The following is a 22,159-nucleotide window of genomic DNA, read 5'->3' on the forward strand; positions in this document are numbered from 1 at the left end:
CTGGTCAGTCTGCTGGGGCCGCCGCGATCAGGCGGTCGAGCCATTCCGCCAGCAGCTGACGCTCTGCACCAGACAGAGCCGTCTGCTGGTCTGTCAGTCCAGCGCGCAGGGCAATCGCATGTGCGGTCACCTGATCCTGCGCAGTCTGGCGTGGTCTGGTCACCGCCTGCTCTGGGGTCAGAACCGCTGCCAGGACCGCTTCGCGCATGCTGGAGGACAGTTGAGAATCCCGCCGCTCTGGCGCGCTCCTGATCAGGGTCAGCGTGACCCCTTCACCCGCCGCCGCAATCATCTGAACGGCGCGGGGAATGCTCACCTGCAACCGGCCCGCCTGGGCCACGCGCGTCACCAACTGCGTCAGCACCACGTGGCCCGCTTCGGCAGCCGGGGACCGCGTCCCAACCACCGGATTCTCGTAGATCAGGGCGTACACGGCGGGATGGGCCAGCCCAAAGGCGATATGCGTGTCCCAGCCGCGCCGTAGCTCAGCGACGGGATCGTCGGTCTCAGGCTGGATGCTTTTTGCATGGACATACGCCGCAAAGGTAGTGCGCGCCACCTCATCCAAGAGGCCCTGAAGATCACCAAATTGACGGTACAGGGTTGGCGCCTGAATGCCGGCGGCGGCGGCCACGGCGCGTGTCGAAGCGGCTTCCCGACCACCCTGCGACAGGAGCGTGGCGGTGGCGCTGATGATGCGCTCCCGCACCGCCGTCATCTTGGGCTCCATGTTAGCCACGGTAACACGGAATTGTCAGCCCCTTGATCAATCAGGGAAAACAGAATAATGTTATCTGCGTTAACAGCACTGGGTTCTCTGGTGATATCAGAGGTGAAAGTGCCGCCAAGGAGAGGCTCTATGATTGTTGTGACAGGTGCCACCGGCCAACTGGGCCGCCTTATCGTTGAGCAACTTCTAACCAGGGTTTCCCCTAATCAGACCGGCGTGAGCGTCCGCAACCCCGAGAAAGCTGGCGATCTGGCGGCGCTGGGGGTCCGGGTGCGACCGGGCGACTTCGCCCAGCCGGACACGCTGGCCCGCGCTTTCGAGGGTGCAGAGCAGGTGCTTCTCGTGTCATCCAACGCGCGCACCTACGGCGGCGATCCCCTGGTTCAGCACCGCAACGCCATTGAGGCGGCCCGCGCCGCTGGGGTCACCCGCATCGTGTACACCAGCCAGATGGCCGCCGGCGCCGCCTCGGCCTTTCCACCCGCGCGCGACCACGCCGCCACCGAAGAGATGCTCAAGCACTCCGGGCTGCTGTGGACCGCCCTGCGCAACGGGTTCTACGCCGAAAGTCTTCCGATGTTCATGGGCAACGCGCTGGAGACCGGGCGGCTCGACACCCCCCAGGACGGCCCGGTCGCCTGGACCACACACCACGACCTGGCCGGCGGCGCAGCGGCGATCCTGGCACAGCCGGGGCAGTACGAAGGCCCGACGCCGCCTCTGACTGCCGCGCAAGCAGTGGACTTTACCGAGCTGGCCAGCATCGCCTCAGACGTGCTGGGCCGCCCCGTCCAGCACACGGTCTTCCCTGATGAAGAACTCAGCAGGCGTCTAGAGGCGCGTGGTCTGTCAGCAGCCGCCGCGCCCCTCATTCTGGGGATGTATCAGGCGGGCCGCGCGGGGGAATTTGCAGGGGCCAACCCGGCCCTTGAGCAGCTGTTGGGGCGACCCACCACAGACATCCGCACGTTCCTGCAAGACCACCTGGGCCAGGGACCCCCTCTTTGAACAGATCAGTCGGCAGAAGCGGCCTCTGAATCTCAGCGGCCTCTGAATCTCATCCGCTCAAAGCGCCGCCGGTTTACCCAGCGGCGCTTCACAGATGACCCCTGATCAATGACCTCACACTTCTTGTGACTCTCAGCATGCATTTGGGTGCCCTCAAGGCAAGAGGGCACCCAAACACTCTTTCTCTCTCTGCTGGCCATATCGTCAAGCGCAGTGGCTAGTCGGTGCTCTTAGCGGCTCAATCGCCCCGTTTCTTCTGTCAGCGTCCGCAGGGTGGCGGCCAGGTCAGGAAGCAGGTCAGCGGCGTTATAGCGCCAGGTCCAGTTGTGGTCGCCCGTCGTGCCTGGCAGGTTCATGCGGGCCTCAGTGCCCTGGTTGAACAGGTCCTGCAGCGGCACCACCGCCAGCTTGGCGCGGCTTTCGAAGGCGATGCGCGTCAGCATGGGGGCAAACACCTCCTCAGTGGGGTCACTGCTGGTGTAGACGCGGAAATTGTGCCGTTCGAGTTCCTCGGCGGCGCGCCACCAGCCGCGCGTAGTGTCGTTGTCGTGCGTGCCGGTGTAGACCACCTGATTTTCCCGCAGGTTATGCGGCAGAAAGTCATTCACGCTGAAATCCCCGCCTCCGAAGGCAAATTGCAGCACCGCCATCCCAGGAAACTGGAAGTCGTCGCGCAGTTTTTCTACGTCGGGGGTGACCACGCCCAGGTCCTCGGCAATAATAGGTAATTCGCCCAGCGCGCCCAGCACCGCCTCGAACATCGCGTGGCCCGGCGCCGGCACCCAGCGGCCGTGCATGGCCGTTTCAGCCGGGAACGGAATCTCCCAGTAAGCCGCAAAGCCCCGGAAGTGGTCAATGCGAATCACGTCGTACAGCTTCAGGCTGCCCTGAAAGCGCTTGATCCACCACGCAAAGCCGTCTTCGGCCATGGCTTCCCAGTTGTAAAGCGGGTTGCCCCACAGCTGCCCCGTTTCGCTGAAATAGTCCGGCGGCACCCCGGCCACCACGGTCGGCTGGCCCTGCTCGTCAAAATAGAACTGGTCGCGGGCGGCCCAGGCGTCGCTGGAATCCATCGCCACAAAAATGGGAATGTCCCCGATGATCTGAATGCCCTTCTCGGCGGCGTAACGGCGCAGCACCGTCCACTGCCGGAAAAACAGGAACTGCACGAATTTGACGCGCTCGGTGACGTTCTTCAGGCGTTCTGCGGCCTGGGCCAGCACCTCCGGGTCGCGGTCGCGCGAGCCCGCTTCCCAGGCATTCCAGGGGAGCCCGCCGTGGGCGTCTTTCAGGGCCATGAACAGCGCGTAATCGTCCAGCCACTCGGCCTCGGAGGTCTTGAACGCCTCGAAGTCGGGCTTCAGGTGCTGGGCGTCCCCAAAGGCGTAGCGGGCGTAAGCGCGTTCCAGCATCTGGTTGCGCCACACGTATTGCAGGCCGAAGTCCACCTTGCTGGCGCTGAAGGGCGGCACCGCGTTGAAGTCCTTGTCATCCAGCAGACCATGTTCACGCAGGGCAGTCAGGTCAATCAGGTAGGGGTTGCCTGCAAAGGCCGAAAACGCCTGGTAAGGACTATCGCCGTAGCCGGTGGGGCCCAGAGGCATGACCTGCCAGTACCGCTGACCTGCCGCCGCCAGCCAGTCAATAAAAGTACGCGCCTGCTGCCCGAGTTCACCGATGCCGTAGGGGCCAGGCAGGCTGGTGGGATGCAGCAAAACACCACTGGAGCGTGAAATTGTCATAGAAGGGACCTCCGGGATGCAGGGGAATGAACGTTACAGGACAGGCTGGAAGTGATTCCAGCACATGCCCCCGATAGTAACGCGACGCCGCCGGCGCCTGATACGTTGCCTAAGATTTTCTCCTGATTGGGCTGAGTTCAGAAGGAAGCAGAGGCGAGAGGGTTAGGCTGTCTTCTGAGTGACAGAGACGAGCAGCCACGTCCGTACTGAAACGAGTGCGGTAAATCGGCAGATTGTCCGGCGCCCTATGCGCCCAGCCTCTCTCAATAGGCCTGTGAGCAGCGCCGACCCTCTGCCCCAACGACCACGACTTCCAGATGGAGCGCTCACCTGGAGTCTTGCAACCTTCCCCTATTTGGTATTCAGGAAATCTAGAATCGCCCGCGCGAGCGCCTGGGCTATGCGTTCACGGTAGGCCGGCTGGGCCAGGCGGGGGCCTTCGCTGGGGCTGCTGGCAAATCCCAGTTCCACCAGAATGGCGGGCGTCGTGGGGTTGCGAATGACGTAGAAGGTGTCGGTCTTGACACCACGGTTGACGGCCCCGGTGGCGGCGATGAGACGCGACTGCACCCGCTGGGCCAGCTGCCGGCTGAACGCCACCTTGGCCTGCGCCAGAATGTCGCCCAGCAGGTTCTGCGCCAGATTGGACGCCTGACGGGTCAGTTCCTCGCCCACGCTGCCGCCCCCGTTTTCCTGCACGGCCAGGCTACGGTTGCTGCCTGCCAGCGACTGCCCGAAGTAATAGGTCTCGATGCCCTGGGCGCTTGGACCGGCCGAATTGATGTGGATACTGACAAAGGCGCTGACCTGCCCAGTGTTGGCCAGCCGCGAGCGGGCTTCCAGGTCAGCACGTTTGTTGGCACTCAGGTGCTGGTCGGCCGTGCGAGACATCACCACATCAACCCCGTGTTTGAGCAGCTCGGCGCGGGTGCGCAGGGCCACGTCCAGGGTCACGGCCTCTTCGGTGACCCAGCGGCTGACAGCGCCGGGGTCGTTGCCGCCGTGCCCCGCGTCCAGCACCACGCGCGGGCGCAGGGTTGGGGTGGCGGTGCTGACTGGCCGGGTGACCGCAGCTGGGGCTACAGCCGACTGAGCCGAGGCCGGCGTGGCTGGCACCTGCGCCGCTGCCACACTGGTCGGCACGTCAATGACCAGACGCGCCGCCTGCCCGCCCGCTGGGGGCAGAACGCTGACTTTGGCCTGGGCATGACCTTTAGCCAGGGTGACCGTCACAGTGCCGCCCGCCACCGCGTAGGCGGTCACCCCCGGCGCGCTCAGCGGCCCCTGCTCGGCTTTCAGGGTCACGTCGAGTTTGACGGTCACGCTCTGGGCTGCCACCTTCACCTGACTGGCGGCCGTGCGCGGCAGGTCAAACACCAGGCGGGTATACCCGTCGTGCTGGCCCACACGGGGCGCCGCCAGGGCACTGGAACACACAAGGAGCAGCGCCAGCAGCGCCGCACGCCGCGCCAGCGAGAAAACAGCAGGGATCACGGCGCGGAGTGTAGCGTCCCGCAGGACGGGGATGGCTGGAACCGCATGAGGACAGAAGTGGCCCCCGCCCGGCGCACACCTGAACGGCACCTGACGCGGGCCCTCACGCCACCCGGACAGAGTCTGGATAGGGTAAGCGGATGCAACTTCGACCTCTCTTTGCGGCTGCTCTGGCCCTGACGCTAGGCGGTGCCCAGGCCCTGACCTTTGGCGGCCTGAGCATCACCCCACGCGGCGAGCAGCGCCTGAACCTGGAGACAGGGGCGACCGACCTGCCTCAGGGCGGCGCCGCCACCGATGCCCGCAGCGGCCTGAACCTGACGGCCGAACGCCTGAACCTGCTGCCCGGTCAGACCCTGAACGCGCAGAGGGCCACAGTGACCACTAAGCAGGGCGGCACCCTGAAAGCCCCGCAGCTGACCTACGACCTGAAAGCTGGTACGGTCACGGCTTCCGGCGGCGTGACCTACAGCGACGCGCGGCTGCGCGGGCTCAGTGCCCCGACCCTGACCCTGAACGTGAAGACAGGCTTTGTCACGGCATCTGGAGGCGTGAAAGCCCAGACCCCGGCGCTGAGTGGCGCAGCGCTGGTCTTTGACCCCAGTACCATGCAGGCGGTGTTGACTGGGCCTTACCGGGTCAATCAGGGCACCCTGAAAGCCGACGCGCCCGCTGGAGGCCGCCTGCTGCTGGTTTTCGGTGGAAACCGTGTGGTGCGCGCCACTGAGCAACCCGACGCCGACAGCCTGGCCCGCTTTACGCCGTATCTGAAATAAGGCCAAGTGCTCATCAAAAACCCCCTCCACATAGAGGGGGATCTTCGTGAATGCCTTGAGGCAAGAAGGGCTTAGATTTCGACGTGGGCGGGCGCGGCTTTCTCGCCCTTGGCGCGGCGAGGGATTTCCAGATTGGGCATCATCAGCGTGGCCAGGAACGCCAGCAGGGCCACCACAATCGAGTAGCGGTAGATGCTGGAAATGGTGTTGGCAAAGGCCACCTTGGCGGCACGGGCGCTGGCGAGGCTGATTTTCTCTCCGTCGTTCACGCCGGTCAGGGCGGCGCTCAGGGCCTGGCTGGTGGCCTGCTCGGCGGCTGTCTCCTGCCCCTGGGCCAGGCCCTGCCGGATGCCGCTCAGCAGCTGCTCGCGGGCCTGGGGGCTGGCCAGGGCCTGGGCGGGAATGCCGTTCAGGTTGTCGCGCAGGCCCTGGGGCAGTTGCGGGTTGCTCGCCACAGCGCGCACCTGGGCCGCGTCGCCGCTGTTCACAGCCGCCTCAATGGCCGCCTGGGTCTGGGCAAAGCCGGCTTTCACACTGGCCGCCACGCCACCTTCTGGAATGGAGGTGAACTGCTGGCGCGCGGCGGCGGGCAGCCCGGCAATAAACTTGTCCTGCTTGAGGGCGTTCACGGCGGCCGGGTCGCCGGTCTGAATGGCGGCCGTCAGGTTTTTGCGCAGCGTAACGAAGCGGGCCTGAATCTGCTCGGGGGTTTCGGGCGTCTGGTTGCGGTTGCCTTCTGGACCGTTGCCCGAGCGAATCTCATCGCTGATGGTCTGCAAGGTGGTCGCCACCGTGCCCTGATTGCTGGCGGCCTGCGCGGCAAACTGGGTGGCCAGGTTGCTGCTGACCCCGGCGGTCAGAATGGCGCCGAAGATGGCGGTGCCGATGGTGCTGCCCATCTGCTGAAAAAACTGCCCGGCGCTGGTGGCCACGCCAATTTCCCAGGGCTTGACCGACAGCTGAAGGGCGGTGGTGTACAGCGGCAGCGCGGGCCCCAGGCCCAGGCCCAGCAGCACCATGCGGACAATGACGCTGTTGTAGCTAGAGTCGGCGTTCAGGGTAGAGAGGGCAAAAAAGCCCAGGCCAGCGGTCATGAGCCCAATCAGCATCAGCGGCTTGTAGCGGCCCATGCGGCTGGCAATCTGGCCCGAGCCGATAGCGCCGATAATCAGGCCCACCGTCAGCGGAATGGTGGCTGTACCGGCGGCGGTGGCCGACACGCCCTGCACCTGCACCAGATACAGGCTGAGGAACAGAATGGCGCCCAGAAACCCGGCCCCGATCATGAAGCGGGCAATGGCGCCCCAGGCGAAGGTGGGGTTCTTGAACAGCGTGAGGGGCAGGATGGGGCTTTCGTGGCGGCTTTCCACGATCAGGAAGGTCACCAGCGCGGCGGCGCTCAGGCCGAAGAGGCCCAGAATCATGGGACTGGTCCAGGCATAGTTGCCGTCGGCGCCCCAGGTCAGGGCCAGCAGCAGCGGCACGGCGAACACCAGAATCAGGAAAGCGCCCAGCCAGTCCACCTTCGCCTGCAGGCCGCTGGCCAGCCGAGGCATCTTGCTGGCAATGAACGCCAGGGCGATCAGGCCAATCGGGAGGTTGACGTAAAAGACCCAGCGCCACGACACCTGGTCGGTCAGGAAACCGCCCAGCAGCGGGCCAATCACGCTGCTCAGGCCAAAGACGGCGCCGAACAGGCCCTGGTAACGGGGGCGGTCCACGGGTTCAAACAGGTCGGCAATGATGGCAAAGGCCACGGACCCCAGCGCGGCGGCCCCCACGCCTTGCAGGCCACGGAACACCACCAGCTGCATCATGCCGCCGCCAAACAGGTTGCCCAGGAACGGCTCGCCGCTCAGGCCACACAGCGCCGAACCCAGCAGGAAAATCACGATGCCGATCATCAGAATCGGCTTGCGGCCATACAGGTCCGAGAGTTTGCCGTAAATGGGCACCAGCGCCGTGTTGGTCAGCAGGTAGGCGGTGGTGACCCAGGAATACAGGCTCAGGCCATTGAGCTCCTGGGTGATGCGCGGCATGGCGGTGGACACGATGGTCTGGTCCAGCGCACTGAGAAACAGGCCCAGCAGCACGCCAAACAGAATCAGGCGCTTGGTGGACAGGTCCAGCGTCTTGGCGTAATCAATGCGCCCGGCTGGCTCGGGGGTGGCGGGGGTGGTCATGCTTGCTCCTGGCAATGGGGGGAAAGGGGTTCGAGCTCATCCAGCAGCGCTTGCAGGTGCTGCTCGGCGGCCAGAATGGTCTGAAGATTGAGGCCGGTAAACGTGGTGATGTAGGCGCCGACAAATTCGGTGTCCATCCGGTTCACCACGCTGCGCCCGGCGCCCGTGAGGTCCACCAACTTTTCACGGCGGTTTTCCGGGTTCTCCTGGCGGGCGGCCAGGCCGCGTTTGACCAGGCGCTCGACCAGGTGGCTGGCGGCCGGCAGGCTGAGGCGGGTGCGCTCACTGAGCTGGGTCACGGTCAGGGGCGCGTAGGCGCGCAGCTGGTGCAGCGCCGTGACCTGCGAAAAGCTGAGGTCGTGGCCCTGCAACTCGTCCTGCATACCCCGCATAACCCGGCTGCTGATGTGGCGGTGTAGCCGCTTCATGGTCAGCCCCAGGCGCTGCGCCGCTTCAACGTGCTCCGGGCTGGGCGGCGGCAGGGGGGGGCGTTCAGGTGGAGTCATACTTCCAAGCTTGCAACAGTCTCATGGGTAAGACGGTACAACACATCACAGGGTTTGAGGATAGGTCAGAGGGCTTACGGGGCAGAAGGGGCGGATGCAGGTGCCGAGAATTTGCAGGTTGGAGCTTCTAAGCCAGGGCAAAGGTCACAGAGAAGCCTCTCCGAACAGAGCTGCTCGTCTCCTCTCAAGGGGCCATCACACCCAAATCCATCACATCCAAATAAAGACGCGGCGGAGTCTCCTCCACCGCGTGCCGGGATGAACTGAAATCAGTCGGCCAGCGCCTGCCAGGCGGCCTGCACAGCTGCGCCCCGGTCAAAGGATGCGCCCAGCGCCGCAAAGCAGTCTTCCAGAATCCCGGCGATCCCCAGGGCGTCGTAACGGTCGGCGTAGCCCATCGTGCTCACCCGGAACACGGTGTCTTCGTGGGGCGCCTGGCCCGGCAGGGCGCGCTGACCCATGCGGGCCAGTTGCCCCGCGACCTGCCGCCCAGTCAGCGGCGCGGGTGGGGTCAGCACCGCCACAGCCGGGCTGGTGCGCGCGGCCCAGGCCGGGGCGCCCAGGGCGGTGCCCGCCGCAATCAGGGCGTCAGTCTTACGGCGCTGCTCGGCCCACAGCACCTCCAGTGGCACGCGCAGCAGGCGGTCCAGGGCCGCCGACAGCGCGTAGATCAGGTTGATGGCCGGGGTCTGCGGCGTGTTGCCGGCCTTCTGGCCCGCCAGTTCACGGGTCATGTCCAGGTAAAACCCGCGCTCTGGGTTCTGAATCATGCGGGTCTGCACCTCGGGACTGAAGAGCACGAAGCCCAGGCCCGGCGGGGTGGCCGTGCCCTTCTGACTGCCCGAGACGACCACGTCCACGCCCCACGCGGCCGGGCGCAACTCGGCCACCCCGTAGGACGTGATGCAGTCGGCAATGATGATGAGGTCTGGATTCTGGGCCTTGGCCGCGCGGGCGATGGCTTCCAGGTCGTGCAGGGCGCCTGTGCTGGTCTCGCTGTGGGTCACAAGTAGGGTGTGGGCGTCCTGCGCGGCGCTGGCGACCTCATCCGGGTCCAGCACGTCTCCCCAGGGCCGCGCCACCAGTTCGGTGCGGTAGCCAAAGCGGCTGGCCATCTCGCCCCAGCGCTCGCTGAATTTGCCGGCTTGGGCATTGACCACCCGGGCGCCGGGGGGCGTGGTGCTGACCAGGGCGCCCTCAAAGGCCCCGGTGCCGCTGCTGGTGGTGATTACGGCGTCGTAGGGGTCGCCCAGCAGCTGCGACAATCCGGCGCGGGCCTCCATCAGCTTGTCAATGCCGGCCTGGGCGCGGTGGTGCATCTGCGGCTGGGCCAGCTGCGCCAGCACTTCGGGCGCGACCTCCACCGGGCCGGGGGCAATCAGGCGCTCTCGGTTCAAAGGTGTGTGGGCCGCGTCGGGGGGTGTCATGCCCCGCATGGTAGAGGCTGGGCTGGGGCGCACCGTCAACCTTGTGCAAGTGAGGCCGGCACAGAAGGAATCGCAGCAGACTCCGAACCCGTTTGCAGCGTGACGCAGCCAAGCGAGAAGCACCAGCAAGGGAGGTTGCGATGGCAGGGCATCAGGCTGCCCCTCTCCGGCGTTCCTCAGAATCAGGGCCGCCGTTCAACTGACGGAAACCGCACATCAATCCTCCAGTTTGTGAGTGAAGTGTGGCCAGAAGTTGATGAACTGTTCATATGACACTCCCCTCTGCCTGGTGCCGCTGGCTGGCGGCCCTGCCCCTGCTGCTGGGGGGCGTAGGCGCGCAAACCGCCCTGCTGGCCTCGGACCAACCGGTGACCGAGGCGGGCCAGTTTGCCGGGCTGGTTGAGGCCGATTTTCTGGGCTGTAATCAGGCGACGCAGCGCGACGGCACGCTGGACCGGGTAGCGGGCCAGGTGCTGCGCGGCTTTGTCCTGAAGACTGAATTGCAGCAGGCGGGCTACCCCGCCAAGCGCTTTAGCTCCTTCGTCCTGCCCAAACTGGGCAAGGCAGGGGCCGTGGCCGGGGCGCTGTCTGGGCAGTGTGCCCACCGGGCCGGCTTTACCCGCTACGGGGTCTCGGTGCAGGGGGGGCGCGCGGCGCTGGTGTATGTGCAGCCCGCGCAGCTGGACAGCGCGCAGGCGGGAACGTGGCTGACCCCCTTTCTGGCCCTGACCAATGAGGCGCGGCGCCAGGGCCAGCGCTGCGGCGACACGCTGTTTGCCCCGGCGCAGCCCCTGGTCTGGAACAGCGCCCTGGCGCAGGCGGCGCAGACCCAGGTGAACGATATGATTCGCCTGAACTTTCGCGGGCACATCAATCCCGTCACCGGCAGCGAGCCGCCAGAGCGCGCTTTGGCCAGCGGCTATCAGGGCACCCAGGTGGGCGAAAACGCCGCCTACAACGCGCTGACCCCCGAAGAAGCGCTGCGCACCCTGCTCGACAGCCCCGGCCACTGCCGGGTGCTGATGAACCCCGAATGGGTCAGCTTTGGGGCCGGGCTGGGCAACGGCACGCCGGGCACCACCTTCAGCACCTACTGAGTGCAGACGTTTGGGCGGTAGCCCGGCGCCGTGAGGCCCGTCTTCACCGTTTCCTGCGCTGGGCGGGCACCGGCACACCGGCCCCTTAGGCTGCCCCTATGCGAATCGTGATTGTGGGGGGCGTGGCCGCCGGCATGAGCGCCGCCAGCCGGGCCCGCCGCTTTGACCCACAGGCCGAGGTGGTGGTCTTTGACCGGGGCCGCGAGGTCAGCTACGGCGCCTGCGGCCTGCCCTACGTGATTGGCGGCCAGGTGGATCACTTTGACAAGCTGATCGCCCGCACCCCCGAGCAGCTGCGGGGCCGGGGCATTGCGGTGCGCACGGGGCACGAGGTGACAGGGATAGACGCCAGCGCCGCCACGGTGACCGTGGCCGACCGCGCCTCGGGGCGCAGTGTCACCGAACCCTACGACCGCCTGCTGATTGCCACCGGGGTCTCCCCCATTCGCCCGGACTGGGCCAGCACACCCCTGGGCGGCGTGCATGTGCTGCGGGACATTCCTGACGGGCAAGCGCTGGAGGCCAGCCTGAAAGGCGCCAAACGGGCCTGCGTGGTGGGCGGCGGCTACATCGGCCTGGAACTGGCTGAGGCCCTGCGCTGCCGTGGGCTCAGCGTGGTGCTGCTGGAGCGCGACCCAGAGGTGGCCGGGCGCATGCTGGACACCGGGCTGCAGCGGCAGGTGCGCGCCGAACTGGAACGGAATGGCGTGGACGTGCGCTGCGGCGTGACCGTCCAGGGTCTGACAGGCCAGGGGCGCGTGAGCGGCGTGCAAACCGACCGCGGCCTGGTGCGCGCCGACGTGGTGGTGGTGGCGGTGGGGGTCAAACCCAATGTAGCCCTGGCCAAAGCCGCCGGGGCGCGGCTGGGCAAGACCGGCGCCGTGGCAGTCAATCTGAAGCAGGAAACCGGCGTGCCTGGTGTCTACGCGGCGGGCGACAACGCCGAGGCGCTGCACCGGGTCACGCGGCGGCGGGTGCATATTCCGCTGGGCCTGACCGCCAACCGCATGGGGCGCGTGGCCGGGGTCAACATGGCGGGCGGCGACGCCCGGTTTCCGGGGGTGGTGGGCACCGGGATCTTCAAAACCTTTGGGCTGGGCGTGGCCCGCACCGGCCTGACTCAGGCACAGGCCGAGGACCTGGGCCTGAAGGCGACCAGCGTGGACGTGACCAGCACCGACTACGCGGGCTACTACTCGGGGGCCAAACCCATTCATGTGCGCCTGACGGGGGAACAGAGAACGGGCCGCCTGCTGGGCGCCCAGTTGATCGGCCAGAACCACGAGAGCGTGAAGCGGGTGGATGTGGTCTCGACCCTGCTGCATTCACGCGGCACCGCGCAGCAGCTCTTTGACGCCGACCTGGCGTATGCCCCGCCGTTTAGCAGCGTCTGGGACGTGCTGCTGGTGGCGGCTGACCGGCTACATAGGGTGTTGTAGGCCCAGAGCCGATGTGCGGACGGCCCGCACGCCCCCGCGTGCAACACTACCGGGCGTGTTGCGCTGCCTTGTCCTTGCCGGTCTGCTGACCAGTTCCGCCCTGGCTGGGCTCTCCCAGCCCGCAGACCGCCTGGCCGCCAGCCTGGGGCTGCCTGCGGGCAGCTATGAGGCGGCGCTGCGGGTCGAGTCACTGGGCCTGAACCTCTGGCCGGGCAGCCTGCGCCTGAAAGACCCCGCGCTGCTGGGCAGCAAGCAGCAGGCGCTGACCTTTGAAGAAGGGCCCGCCTTTTATGGCCTGCACTGCCTGGACGCCGAGGTGTACCACGCGCCCGCCGTGTTTTCTGATTTCACGGCCCTGCGCGCCGCCCTCTTTGATCTTCCGGGCGTGGTGGGCCTGGGAGATGACGGCCGGGGCTTTCTTTTTCGCCGCGCCGCCACCTTTGGCTGGTTGCAGTGGGGCGCCGGGGCGCTGCGCCTGAATGTCTGTCAGACCGAGCCAGCGGCAGACTCGGCCGCTACCTTTGCCCCGCTGCTGAGCGTTCATCAGGGGGCAGGGGCCGCCGCGCCAGTGACCAGCGCCACTGGCCTGCTGGCCTGGTGCAGCGCCGAGCAGGGCGCCTGGCAGCGGCAGCTGGCTCTCGGGTCGCTGGGCGAGCCCGCCGTCAGCCCGGACGGCCGCCTGCTGGCCGTCAGCGGCTTTGATCCCCGGCCAGTCATTTTTGTGCTGAGCACCAGCAGTGGCGAGACCCTGCACCGCCTGTCCCGGCCCAACGGCACCTCATCGCTCAGCTTTGCCGGCGACAGCCAGAGCCTGCTGGCCCAGGACTTCGCCGGCACCTACACCCTGCTGGACACTGCCTCGGGGCAGGTACGGCGCGAATGGAGTCAGCCGGGCTGGGGCGGCTTCGCGCTGATCGGCGGCGGGGCCAGCCGCTTTATCCAGACCGGCTCGCGCCACCAGCCGCTGCGGGTGATTGACGCGGCCACCGGCAAGATCACGCGCACCCTCAACAGCATGGCGGTCAGCGCCGACACCCTGACCCCCGACGGCCTCTGGGCCGTCACCCTGGAAGAGTCCGGGAAGCTCAGCGCTTACCGCGCGCAGGACGCCAGCGCCGCCATTGCCAGAAAGGCCGACCACACCGGGACCGTGGATCAGCCCCTGGACCTCAAGAACAGCCCGGCCGCCCTGCTGCCTGGCCGGCACCCCGACAGCGTGCTGATTCTGGTCCAGACCCCCAGGCTGCGCAGGGTTCAGGTACTGGAATGGCAGGTGGGAACAGCGGTGGCCGCCCCAGTCCTGACCCTGAACCCCGGCGAGCAGCTGACCCTGAACCGCGCCACCGGCGCCCTGACCGCGCTGCCCGCCTGTTTACCCTGAGCGCGTGCTTAGCCAGGCTGCATGATGGTCCAGCCTCTATGCCCGCACCAGATACGCGCTGTCAATCACCGCCAGCGCCCGCACCTGGGCCAGTTGTTCGGCGCTGAGGCTGTCATCCAGGGTCAGGGTAAACAGCGCCTGCCCGCCCTTCTGGGCGCGGCCCAGGGCCATCCCGGCAATGTTGACGCCCCAGCCGCCCAGCAGCGCCGAGAGCTGGGCCACCGCGCCGGGCTTGTCCTGGTTGCTGGCAATCAGAATGTAGCCTTCGGGCTCCAGTTCCACCCGGAAGTCGCGCAGGCGGGTCAGGCGGGGGCTGCGGCCAAACACGGTGCCGCCCACCGTGCGGGTGCGCTCTTTCTCCTGGCCGCCGCCACTTCTGACCTTGACGACCACCTCGGTCTGGTAGTCGGGGCTGTCTGTCTCTTCCCGGACCGCCAGATTCAGGCCGCGCTCCTTGGCCAGGGCGCGGGCGTTAATCATGTTGGGGGTCTCGTCGGTGCGCCCCGACAGGTAGCCCACCAGCACACTGGTCACCACGGGGGCGGGGTCAGCGGGGAACTCGCCCCGGAACGTCACTTCCAGGTCATGCGCGCCGGGCAGGAGCTGGGCCAGAATCCGTCCTAGCTTTTCACCCAGTTGCAGGTAACCGCCCAGGGCTTCCAGCGTCTTGGCGTCCAGGGCCGGGGCATTGACGGCACCCTTACTCACGTCTCCCTGAAGGGCGGCCAGCACCCGCGAGACAATCTCGGCGCCCACCCGCTCCTGGGCCTCGGCGGTGTTGGCCCCCAGGTGGGCGGTGATCCCCAGGTTGGGCGCGCTCAGGAAGGGGTGGTCGGGGGCCGGGGGCTCTTCCTCGAAGACGTCCACACCAGCGGCGAACAGATGACCTGACTTCAGGGCCTCGACCAGCGCCGCCTCCTCAATGATGCCGCCGCGCGCCGCGTTCACGGCAATGGCGCCGGGCCGCAGGCGCGCCAGTTCGGCGGCGCCAATCATGCCGCGCGTTTCCTCGGTCAGGGGGGTATGGACGGTCAGGGCGTCCACCTGCGCCAGCAGCTCGTCCAGAGTGGCGGCGCGCGCAATCCCCAGGCGCTCGAACTTGCTGTCGGGCACGTAGGGGTCGTAGGCCATCACGTTCATCCGCAGGCCCTGGGCGCGGTCGGCCACAATCGAGCCGATGCGCCCCAGACCCACGATGCCCAGCGTTCTGTCTTTCAGTTCCAGGCCCAGGTACTTGCGGTCCCATTCGCCAGCCCGCGTCTTGCGGTCGCTGCGGGTCAGGCCGCGCGCGGCGGCCATCAGGTGCATGACCGCCAGCTCGGCGGCCGAGACGTTGTTGCTTTCCGGCGCATTCAGAATCAGCAGGCCCCTGAGGCTGGCGTAATCCAGGTCAATGTTATCCACGCCCACCCCGCCGCGCCCAATCACGCGCAGGCGGGGCCCAGCCGCGTCAATCAGTTCGCGGTCCACGCGGGTGCGGCTGCGGGTAATCAGGGCGTCGTAACTGGGAAGGCGGCGCAGGGTCTCCTCGCGGGGCATGTTGCCGGCGTAGTCAATCTCAAAGCCCTCGTGCTGCAGCTCGCCGGGGTTCATCTCGTCGCAAATGAGGACGCGCAGGGGCGAAGCGCGGCCCTCTTGGGCCTGGACAGGAGCAGCGGCGGTCATGCCCCTCAGGGTACGGGCCGGGCGGGCGCGCGCGCAGCAATTGGCTAGGGGGAGACGGCCAGCAGCCCACGGCCGGGGACCGCCGGGGCTTCACCTTCCTCTGACCCAGGGGCTTGCAAGAACCGTGCCAGAGTTCGCGCCCTAGCATGGGCCCATGCAAAGCGTCCTTTCCCCCCGGTGGTCCCTGTGGCCCGCCTGAGCCGCGCGCAGGCCAGCACAGGCCACACGGTGCTGGTGGTTGACGACGACGCCGAGCTGCGCGCCACCGTCGAGCGCCTGCTGCGCAGCTGCGGCCACGAGGTCCTGAGCGCCGAGAGCGGCGAAGAGGCCCTGCGGCTGGTCGCGCAGCACGACATTCACCTGATGCTGCTGGACTACTTTATGGCCGGCATGACGGGCGAGGACGTGGTGCGCGAGTTGCGGGCGCGCGGGTACGGCCTTCAGGTGGTGCTGCAAACCGGCTACGCTTCAGAGCGCCCTCCCCGCGATATGCTGCGCGACCTCGACATTCAGGGCTACCACGACAAGTCCGAAGGCCCGGACAAGCTGCTGGTGTGGGTGGACGCCGCCCTGAAAGCGCACCGCCACATGCGGGCCATCACGGCGTCGCGCGACGGCCTGAACCACATCCTCCAGGCGGCGCCGCAGCTGCACCGCCTGCAGTCTCTGGACGACCTGCTGCGCGGGATTCTGCTGCAGTTGCAGGGCATTCTGGGCTTCTCTGGGGCCTGCGTGGCGGTGCTGCCGGATGGCCGCGACCCCGCCCTGAGCGCGGCCCCGGCCCAGACTTTCGAGGTGCGAGTGGCCACCGGCCGCTTCGAGGGCCGCCAGTGGCCCGACCTGACCGACTTTGAGCGCGCCGCCGTGGCCGAGGCCGCGCGCCGGGGCAAACCCAGCCGCACGCCGCTGACGGCCCTGCCGCTGCAAGCGGGCGACCGCAACGTGGGCGTGGTGCTGGTGGACCTGGAACCGCCAGCGGCGGCGGCGGCCGACCTGACCCTGTTAGAAGTCTTCGCCGCGCAGGCGGCGGTGGCCATTCAGAACGTGCAGCTGTTTGAACTGGCGACCACCGACGACCTGACCGGCCTGATGAACCGCCGCGCCTGGGCCGGGCGCCTGGACGAGGCGCTGCGCCTGGGCGCGCGCCACGCGCACCCGACCAGCATCCTGCTGATCGACGTGGACCATTTCAAGCGTGTGAACGACACCTACGGCCACCTGGCGGGCGACGCGCTGCTGCGGCTGCTGGGCGCGGCGCTGCGCGAGCAGGTGCGCGCCACCGACCTGGCCGGACGGTACGGCGGCGAGGAACTGGCGGTGCTGCTGCCGCACACCGGCCCCGAGGGCGCGCGGATTCTGGCCGAGCGCCTGCGTGAACACATCGCGGCGCTGCGCCTGCCCTGGGACGGCCAGGAGGTGCGGGTCACGGCCAGCATTGGCGTGGCGACCGACCCCGGCGGCCCAGGTTCATTGAGCGCGCCCCGGCTGCTCAGCCAGACCGATGAGGCGCTGTACGCCGCCAAGGGCGCGGGCCGTAACCGGGTGCAGGTCGCGCCCGCACACGCCCTGGCCGCCCAGGGGTAGGCCGAAGATGCCCCTAGAGGAGCAGCGGACTCTGACGCGCCTGGCCGGGCTGGTGCAGGGGGTCGTGTGGCAGGCTGACCCCCAGACCCGCAACGCCACCTTTGTCTCAGAGCGGCTGACGGCCATGACGGGCTTCACGCCGCAGCAGTGGCTGACCACGCCGGGCTTCTGGGAGGCCCACCTGCATCCCGAGGACCGGGCGCAGGTCATGCAGGCCCACGCACAGAGCATGCACAGTGGCGAGGCCCTGTCGCTGGAATACCGCTTCTTTGCCGCCGACGGCCGCGTGCTGTGGCTGCGCGACCTGATGACGCCCGTGATGGAAGGTGGGCAACTGGTCGCGCTGGGCGGCGTCATGCTGGACGTGACGGCCGAGCGCGAGCAGCAGGGCGCCCTGCGCGCCGCCCGTGACCGCTTTGAGCAGGTCTTCCAGACCAGCCCGGTGGGCCTGGCGCTGATTGACACGGCGTCGGGGCAGGTGCAGCAGGCCAACCCGGCCTTCTGGGCGGTGGTGGGCGGGCCGCTGGCCGACCTCTACGGCGCCGGGCCGCACGGCCAGCCGCTGTGGACCGAGCCACAGGATCAGGAAGCCCTGCGCGCCGCGCTGACAGGTGGCCAGGCCGCCCACGACCTGCCCGCGCGCTGGCAGCGCCAGGCTGGCCCAGAGTCACCCGCCGAGGTGCGCGACGTGCGCCTGTCGGCCGAACCGCTGGACGCCCAGGCCGGCACCAGCCTGCTGACGGTGGAAGACGTGACCGAGCGCCTGAAAGCCGAGACGCAGCTGAAAGCCAGTGAGCGGCGGTTCCGGGCCCTCGTTCAGCACAGTCACGACCTGCTGACAGTGGTGCGTCCGGATGGAGAGCTGATCTACGCCAGCCCAGCCATGAGCGAGGTGCTGGGCCACGACGGCGAGGCGGTGCGCGGCGAGCAGGTGCTGGACCATATGCACCCCGACGAACACGACGCCATTCGCGCCGAGTTTGCCAAGGCGGTCTTCGGCGGCCCCGGCGCGACTGCCCGCCTGACCAGCCGCTTTCGGCGCCGGGACGGGCAGTACCGTTACCTGGAATGGGTGGCGACCAACCAGCTGGACGACCCGCACATTCGCGGCATGGTCATGAACTCGCGCGACGTGACCGAGCGGGTCGAGTCGGAGCAGGCGCTGCAAGACAGCCAGAAGACCTTTGCGGCGCTGTTCGAGGCCTCACCCGACGCCATCTTGCTGGTGGACTTTGCCGGGGACATGCCGATTGTGCAGTGCAATGAGGTTGCGGCCCGGATGCGGGGTTACACGCGCGAAGAACTGACGGGCCAGAGCACCTACCTCTCCTTGCCCGGCGGCGCGGCGCTGCTGGCCGACCACGCCGCCAACGAAAGCTTCCGGCAACGCGTCCGTGAAACCGGGCGGCTGTACTTTGACGCCGAACATCTGCGCAAGGACGGCAGCATTTACCCTGTCGAGATCAATCTGGCGCTGGTGACCCTGGGTGGGCGCGAGATGCTCCTGAGCGTGGAGCGCGACATTTCGGCGCGGCGGGACGCCGAAGCGGCGCTGCAATCCAGTCAGACGCGGCTGCTGGCCAGCGAGAAGCTGGCGGGCCTGGGCCGCCTGACCGCCGGGCTGGCCCATGAAATCAACACGCCGCTGGCCGCCACCATGAACGAACTGCACGAGGCCACGCGCCTGACCCAGGAATACCAGGACTCCGCAGGCCACCCCGAGGTCACGCCAGACGACCACCGCGAGATCGCCCGCGAACTGGGCGCAGCGCTGGACGCGGCGGGGCGCAACCTCACCCGCATCGGGGACTTTATCCGAAAAATCCGCTCTCATACCCGCGACGCCGCCACCGGGCGCCACAGCTTCGACGCGGTACGCGCCGTGGACGACACCCTGGCCATGCTGGCCCACGAGGCGCGCGCCGCCCAGATTCAGCTGCATTTCGAGCGCCCCAAAGAAGCCGTCACCCTGCACGGCGAACCCGGCCGCCTGACCCAGATTGTAACCAACCTGGTCGTGAACGGCATTCACGCCACGCCCCCCGGCGGCACCGTGACCGTGCGCTTTGGCGAGCAGGAGGGTGCGCGCACCTTGCAGGTTGAGGACACGGGCAGCGGCATTCCCACAGCCGTGCTGCCGCGCATTTTCGAGCCGATGTTCACCACCAAAGAGGTCGGCAAGGGCACGGGCCTGGGCCTGTCTATCATTCACGACATCGTGACCGGCCACTTTGGCGGCGAGATCGGTGTGCAGACCCACACCGGGCAGGGCACGACCTTTACCGTTAGCTTTCCCAACAAAGGACCAGAAGCGCCCGCCGACATTAGCCGCCCAGCCGAAGCCACGCCCTGACAGCGGGAGGGCTGAGAGGAAGACCTGAACCGCTCTCGGGCGAACGGTGTAGCAGACAGGAGCAAAATAGAAGTGCAGGTCGCTGTGGACTGCTGAATAAAACTACCCGCCACTCTGACAGCGGTTGTCCATTCCGCCGACAGAAGCACAGCCTCCCATCACCTTCACCTCAAACCGCTGCCCCCGACGGACTCTCGCTCTGTTCGGGCAGAATACCCCCAAGCCTCTTGATCAGCAATCACGCAACGCAGAGCGCGGAAAAGACACAGCCGTCTTTTCCGCGCTCTGCGCTCAGTGTCACCACGCCTCTTGGGGGCTCTATTTCAGCTGGCAGGGGGGAAAGCCAGGAACGCCGCACTGAGCGGGACCACGCGGAGGAAAGGGGTACACAGAAGCGCTCACGGTGCTGCCCAGAATCAGGGCTGCCACAGCGGTCATCACGGCTTTCTTGAACATAGAAACCTCCCAGAAGGGACGCGCACGGCGCCGCTTCAGCCTCGGTTGGATGTGGGTGGCGAGGTAAGCCAGACTCTAGGCGGCCCGCCGTGCAGAAACCCGCCTTGCTTTTGATGACCGGATGTGTTTAAGACCGGCTGGCCCAGAGTCTGGTTCGGCGTGTACAGCCCCAGGCGCTAGCCTTCCAGGCCCACGTTCAGCGCCAGCGCCGCTTTCAACTGGGCGCGGTAGACCGGCCCAGTCACCTCCTGCACGCCCAGCGTGGCCAGGTGCGGATTCTGAATCTGGGCGTCCAGCAGCGCAAAACCGCGCGCGTGTAAATGCTCCGCCAGCCCAATCAGGGCGGCCTTACTCCCGTTGGTGACACGGTGAAACTTGCTTTCGGCAAAAAAGACGCCGCCCAGCGCCAGCCCCAGCACCCCCCCGGCCAGCTCAGGGCCGCGCCACGCCTCAAAGGAGTGGGCCAGCCCCGTCTCGCGCAGTTGCAGGTAGATGGCCGCCAGTTCGTCACTGATCCACTGGCCGTCGCGCGGTGGGCTGCCCGGCAACTCACCCCGGCAGCCGGCCAGCACCTCGGGAAAGGCCGTATTCAGCCGCAGCTCAAAGTGTTTCAGGTCGCGGCGCAGGCGGCGGGGAACGTGCAGGCCCTCCGCTTCGGTCAGCGGCACCAGAGCGCGCTCCGGCACGGTGTAAAACTGAAGGCCGTCACCGTTGTCCATCAGAAAAGCGCCGCCCGCATAGGCGCGCGCCACCTCGCGGGTCAGGGGGTCGGGATGACGCAGGAAAAAGGAGGCGGCAGGCACGACCTAGCGCGGGTACAGCACGGCCTGGGTGCAGCGGAACAGCGCCATCAGCTTGCCGCCAGGGCCGGTCACTTCGGCGTCCCAGACCTGGGTGGTGCGCCCGGTGTGAACGGAGCGGGCCTCACAGGTCACCAGGCCCTCGCGGGCGGTGCCCAGGTGGTTACTCTTCAGTTCAATGGTGGTAAAACCGTTGGCGCCTTCGGGCAGCAGCAACCGGGTGCCATAGCCGCAGGTGGTATCGGCCAGCGCGACCACGGTGGCTGCGTGCAAAAAGCCGTTGGGCGCCAGCAGATTGGGGCGCACGGTCAGTTCGCTGCGCAGCAGTCCACGCTCGACATGGGTAAAACGAATGCCCATCAGGCCTGGCAGGAAATCGGCCCCCAGAGCGTTCAGCATTTCTGGGCTGGGCAGCAGCGTCAGGTCGGACATGCCGCCCAGCGTACCCCGAGATGAGGCTTCTGGAAGGGCACCACCCAAGCTGCAGCGCCCTACCTCAAGGACTGACGCGATCTCGCCTGACCTCCAAAATGTTCAAATCCGCTGGCGGCGGCCCAGTCAGTGACCACCTTCACGGTCAAGCACGACGAGGGCACCACCCGCGTCAAGGCCAATCCTCAGCGCCTGGTCGTGCTGGATGAAGAAATGCTGGGCTGGGTCTACGCCCTGGGGCTGGGTAGCCGCGTGGTGGGCCTGGGCGGTCCGCGCGTGCAGCCAGCCGACCTGACCGCCACTGGCACCCTCAAACCGGACCGCGCCAAGGTGGGCTTTCTGGGCCGCGGCACCCTGAACCCGGCGGCCAAATTCGTGGGCACCTGGACGGCCCCCAACCTGGAAACCATTGCGGCCCTCAAGCCCGACCTCATCCTGCGCTCGACCTGGGCGGGCAACCAGAATTACGACAACCTGAGTAAGATTGCCCCGACCATCGGCTACGCCGAGGCCCAGCCGGGCTACTGGCGCGACTCCTTCCGCGCGGTGGCGAGGGTCTTTGGCCGTCAGGAACAGGCCGAGCAGGTCATCAAGCAGGTGGCCGAAACCAACCGGGTCAATGGCCGCAAGCTGCTGGCGGCGGGCGTCTTTGCCAAATACCCCAAGGTGGTGGTGGTGTCCCCGTTTCCCGGCGGCACCAACTATGTCAACTCGGCCAAGCGCCTGATTGACGACCTCAAGGTCCTGGGCTTCAAAGACGCGCTGACGGGCCGGGCCAAGACCACCCTGGGCGTGGGCTCGGTCATCAGCGACGAGGTGCTGCTGGGCCTCGATAAACAGACCCTGGTGGTGCTGCTGCCCCCCGGCCAGGACGAGGCCACCATGAAGGCCTTCCTCTCCTCGGCAGTAGGCCAGCGCCTGAAAGACCAGATTCTGGCGTATGAAATGGAACCCTACTCGCCCTGGACTGGCCCGCTGGTCTCCATGAAAACCAGTCATGACCTGACCAGCCTGATTCTGAACAAAGCCAAGTAAGGGCTCCTGCCCTGCGCGAGCGGCCTGTCACCTTCAATGACAGGCCGCTCG

17 protein-coding genes are annotated in these 22,159 nt (G+C 67.3%); 8 read left to right on the forward strand and 9 right to left on the reverse strand.

The genetic code is table 11. The features are described from left to right. Nucleotides 1–4 precede the first annotated feature (4 nt). Nucleotides 5–730 carry a TetR/AcrR family transcriptional regulator gene (locus GO986_RS04570; protein ID WP_157458089.1) on the reverse strand — a complete coding sequence of 242 codons (726 nt, stop codon included), beginning with the start codon at nt 728–730 and terminating at the stop codon, nt 5–7. A 129-nt stretch (nt 731–859) separates the two neighbouring features. Here GO986_RS04570 and GO986_RS04575 point away from each other — a divergent pair, with 129 nt between their 5' ends. Beyond that, nucleotides 860–1,738 carry an SDR family oxidoreductase gene (locus tag GO986_RS04575; RefSeq protein WP_157458090.1) on the forward strand — a complete coding sequence of 293 codons (879 nt, stop codon included), beginning with the start codon at nt 860–862 and terminating at the stop codon, nt 1,736–1,738. A 230-nt stretch (nt 1,739–1,968) separates the two neighbouring features. Here GO986_RS04575 and malQ read toward each other — a convergent pair whose 3' ends face one another. Then, complete coding sequence (gene malQ / locus GO986_RS04580; RefSeq protein WP_157458091.1) at nt 1,969–3,480, reverse strand: 4-alpha-glucanotransferase; 1,512 nt, start codon at nt 3,478–3,480, stop codon at nt 1,969–1,971. A gap of 351 nt (nt 3,481–3,831) precedes the next feature. Continuing rightward, the gene (locus GO986_RS04585) at nt 3,832–4,974 is read right to left on the reverse strand and encodes an N-acetylmuramoyl-L-alanine amidase family protein (RefSeq protein WP_369409146.1); all 1,143 of its coding nucleotides are present in this window, start codon (nt 4,972–4,974) and stop codon (nt 3,832–3,834) included. Nucleotides 4,975–5,114: 140 nt separating this feature from the next. On the opposite strand from GO986_RS04585, the gene GO986_RS04590 reads away from it, so the two are divergent. Beyond that, on the forward strand, nt 5,115–5,750 hold the full coding sequence (locus GO986_RS04590) for a hypothetical protein (protein ID WP_157458092.1): 636 nt from the start codon (nt 5,115–5,117) through the stop codon (nt 5,748–5,750). A gap of 71 nt (nt 5,751–5,821) precedes the next feature. Here GO986_RS04590 and GO986_RS04595 read toward each other — a convergent pair whose 3' ends face one another. The 3 genes from GO986_RS04595 to GO986_RS04605 all read right to left on the reverse strand — a co-directional run bounded on the left by GO986_RS04595 (nt 5,822) and on the right by GO986_RS04605 (nt 9,866). Then, on the reverse strand, nt 5,822–7,933 hold the full coding sequence (locus GO986_RS04595; RefSeq protein ID WP_157458093.1) for an MDR family MFS transporter: 2,112 nt from the start codon (nt 7,931–7,933) through the stop codon (nt 5,822–5,824). Beyond that, nucleotides 7,930–8,439, reverse strand: a complete 510-nt coding sequence (locus GO986_RS04600) for a MarR family winged helix-turn-helix transcriptional regulator (protein ID WP_157458094.1) — start codon at nt 8,437–8,439, stop codon at nt 7,930–7,932. The genes GO986_RS04595 and GO986_RS04600 overlap by 4 nt, the downstream gene beginning before the upstream one ends. 269 nt (nt 8,440–8,708) lie before the next feature. Further along, nucleotides 8,709–9,866: an aminotransferase class V-fold PLP-dependent enzyme gene (locus GO986_RS04605; protein ID WP_198170403.1), complete on the reverse strand. Its 1,158-nt coding sequence runs from the start codon at nt 9,864–9,866 to the stop codon at nt 8,709–8,711. A 269-nt stretch (nt 9,867–10,135) separates the two neighbouring features. Here GO986_RS04605 and GO986_RS04610 point away from each other — a divergent pair, with 269 nt between their 5' ends. The 3 genes from GO986_RS04610 to GO986_RS04620 all read left to right on the forward strand — a co-directional run bounded on the left by GO986_RS04610 (nt 10,136) and on the right by GO986_RS04620 (nt 13,783). Further along, nucleotides 10,136–10,963 carry a CAP domain-containing protein gene (locus GO986_RS04610; RefSeq protein ID WP_157458096.1) on the forward strand — a complete coding sequence of 276 codons (828 nt, stop codon included), beginning with the start codon at nt 10,136–10,138 and terminating at the stop codon, nt 10,961–10,963. A 98-nt stretch (nt 10,964–11,061) separates the two neighbouring features. Then, nucleotides 11,062–12,402: an FAD-dependent oxidoreductase gene (locus tag GO986_RS04615; protein ID WP_157458097.1), complete on the forward strand. Its 1,341-nt coding sequence runs from the start codon at nt 11,062–11,064 to the stop codon at nt 12,400–12,402. A gap of 55 nt (nt 12,403–12,457) precedes the next feature. Next, nucleotides 12,458–13,783 carry a WD40 repeat domain-containing protein gene (locus GO986_RS04620; RefSeq protein WP_157458098.1) on the forward strand — a complete coding sequence of 442 codons (1,326 nt, stop codon included), beginning with the start codon at nt 12,458–12,460 and terminating at the stop codon, nt 13,781–13,783. Nucleotides 13,784–13,819: 36 nt separating this feature from the next. On the opposite strand, the gene serA is transcribed toward GO986_RS04620, so the two are convergent. After that, a complete protein-coding gene (gene serA / locus GO986_RS04625; RefSeq protein ID WP_157458099.1) occupies nt 13,820–15,448 on the reverse strand; it encodes a phosphoglycerate dehydrogenase in 1,629 nt (542 codons plus the stop codon). 186 nt (nt 15,449–15,634) lie between these two features. On the opposite strand from serA, the gene GO986_RS04630 reads away from it, so the two are divergent. Continuing rightward, nucleotides 15,635–17,032 carry a GGDEF domain-containing response regulator gene (locus GO986_RS04630; protein ID WP_157458100.1) on the forward strand — a complete coding sequence of 466 codons (1,398 nt, stop codon included), beginning with the start codon at nt 15,635–15,637 and terminating at the stop codon, nt 17,030–17,032. Nucleotides 17,033–17,039: 7 nt separating this feature from the next. Next, a complete protein-coding gene (locus GO986_RS04635; RefSeq protein WP_198170404.1) occupies nt 17,040–19,385 on the forward strand; it encodes a PAS domain-containing sensor histidine kinase in 2,346 nt (781 codons plus the stop codon). 632 nt (nt 19,386–20,017) lie between these two features. On the opposite strand, the gene aat is transcribed toward GO986_RS04635, so the two are convergent. Beyond that, a complete protein-coding gene (gene aat, locus GO986_RS04640; protein ID WP_369409147.1) occupies nt 20,018–20,644 on the reverse strand; it encodes a leucyl/phenylalanyl-tRNA--protein transferase in 627 nt (208 codons plus the stop codon). A gap of 3 nt (nt 20,645–20,647) precedes the next feature. Beyond that, nucleotides 20,648–21,073, reverse strand: a complete 426-nt coding sequence (locus GO986_RS04645; RefSeq protein ID WP_198170405.1) for a PaaI family thioesterase — start codon at nt 21,071–21,073, stop codon at nt 20,648–20,650. Between the two features lie 129 nt (nt 21,074–21,202). Here GO986_RS04645 and GO986_RS04650 point away from each other — a divergent pair, with 129 nt between their 5' ends. Then, the gene (locus tag GO986_RS04650; RefSeq protein ID WP_369409148.1) at nt 21,203–22,108 is read left to right on the forward strand and encodes an ABC transporter substrate-binding protein; all 906 of its coding nucleotides are present in this window, start codon (nt 21,203–21,205) and stop codon (nt 22,106–22,108) included. The last annotated feature ends 51 nt before the right edge of the window (nt 22,109–22,159 follow it).

The organism is Deinococcus arboris (assembly GCF_009755355.1).
Lineage (GTDB): Bacteria > Deinococcota > Deinococci > Deinococcales > Deinococcaceae > Deinococcus > Deinococcus betulae.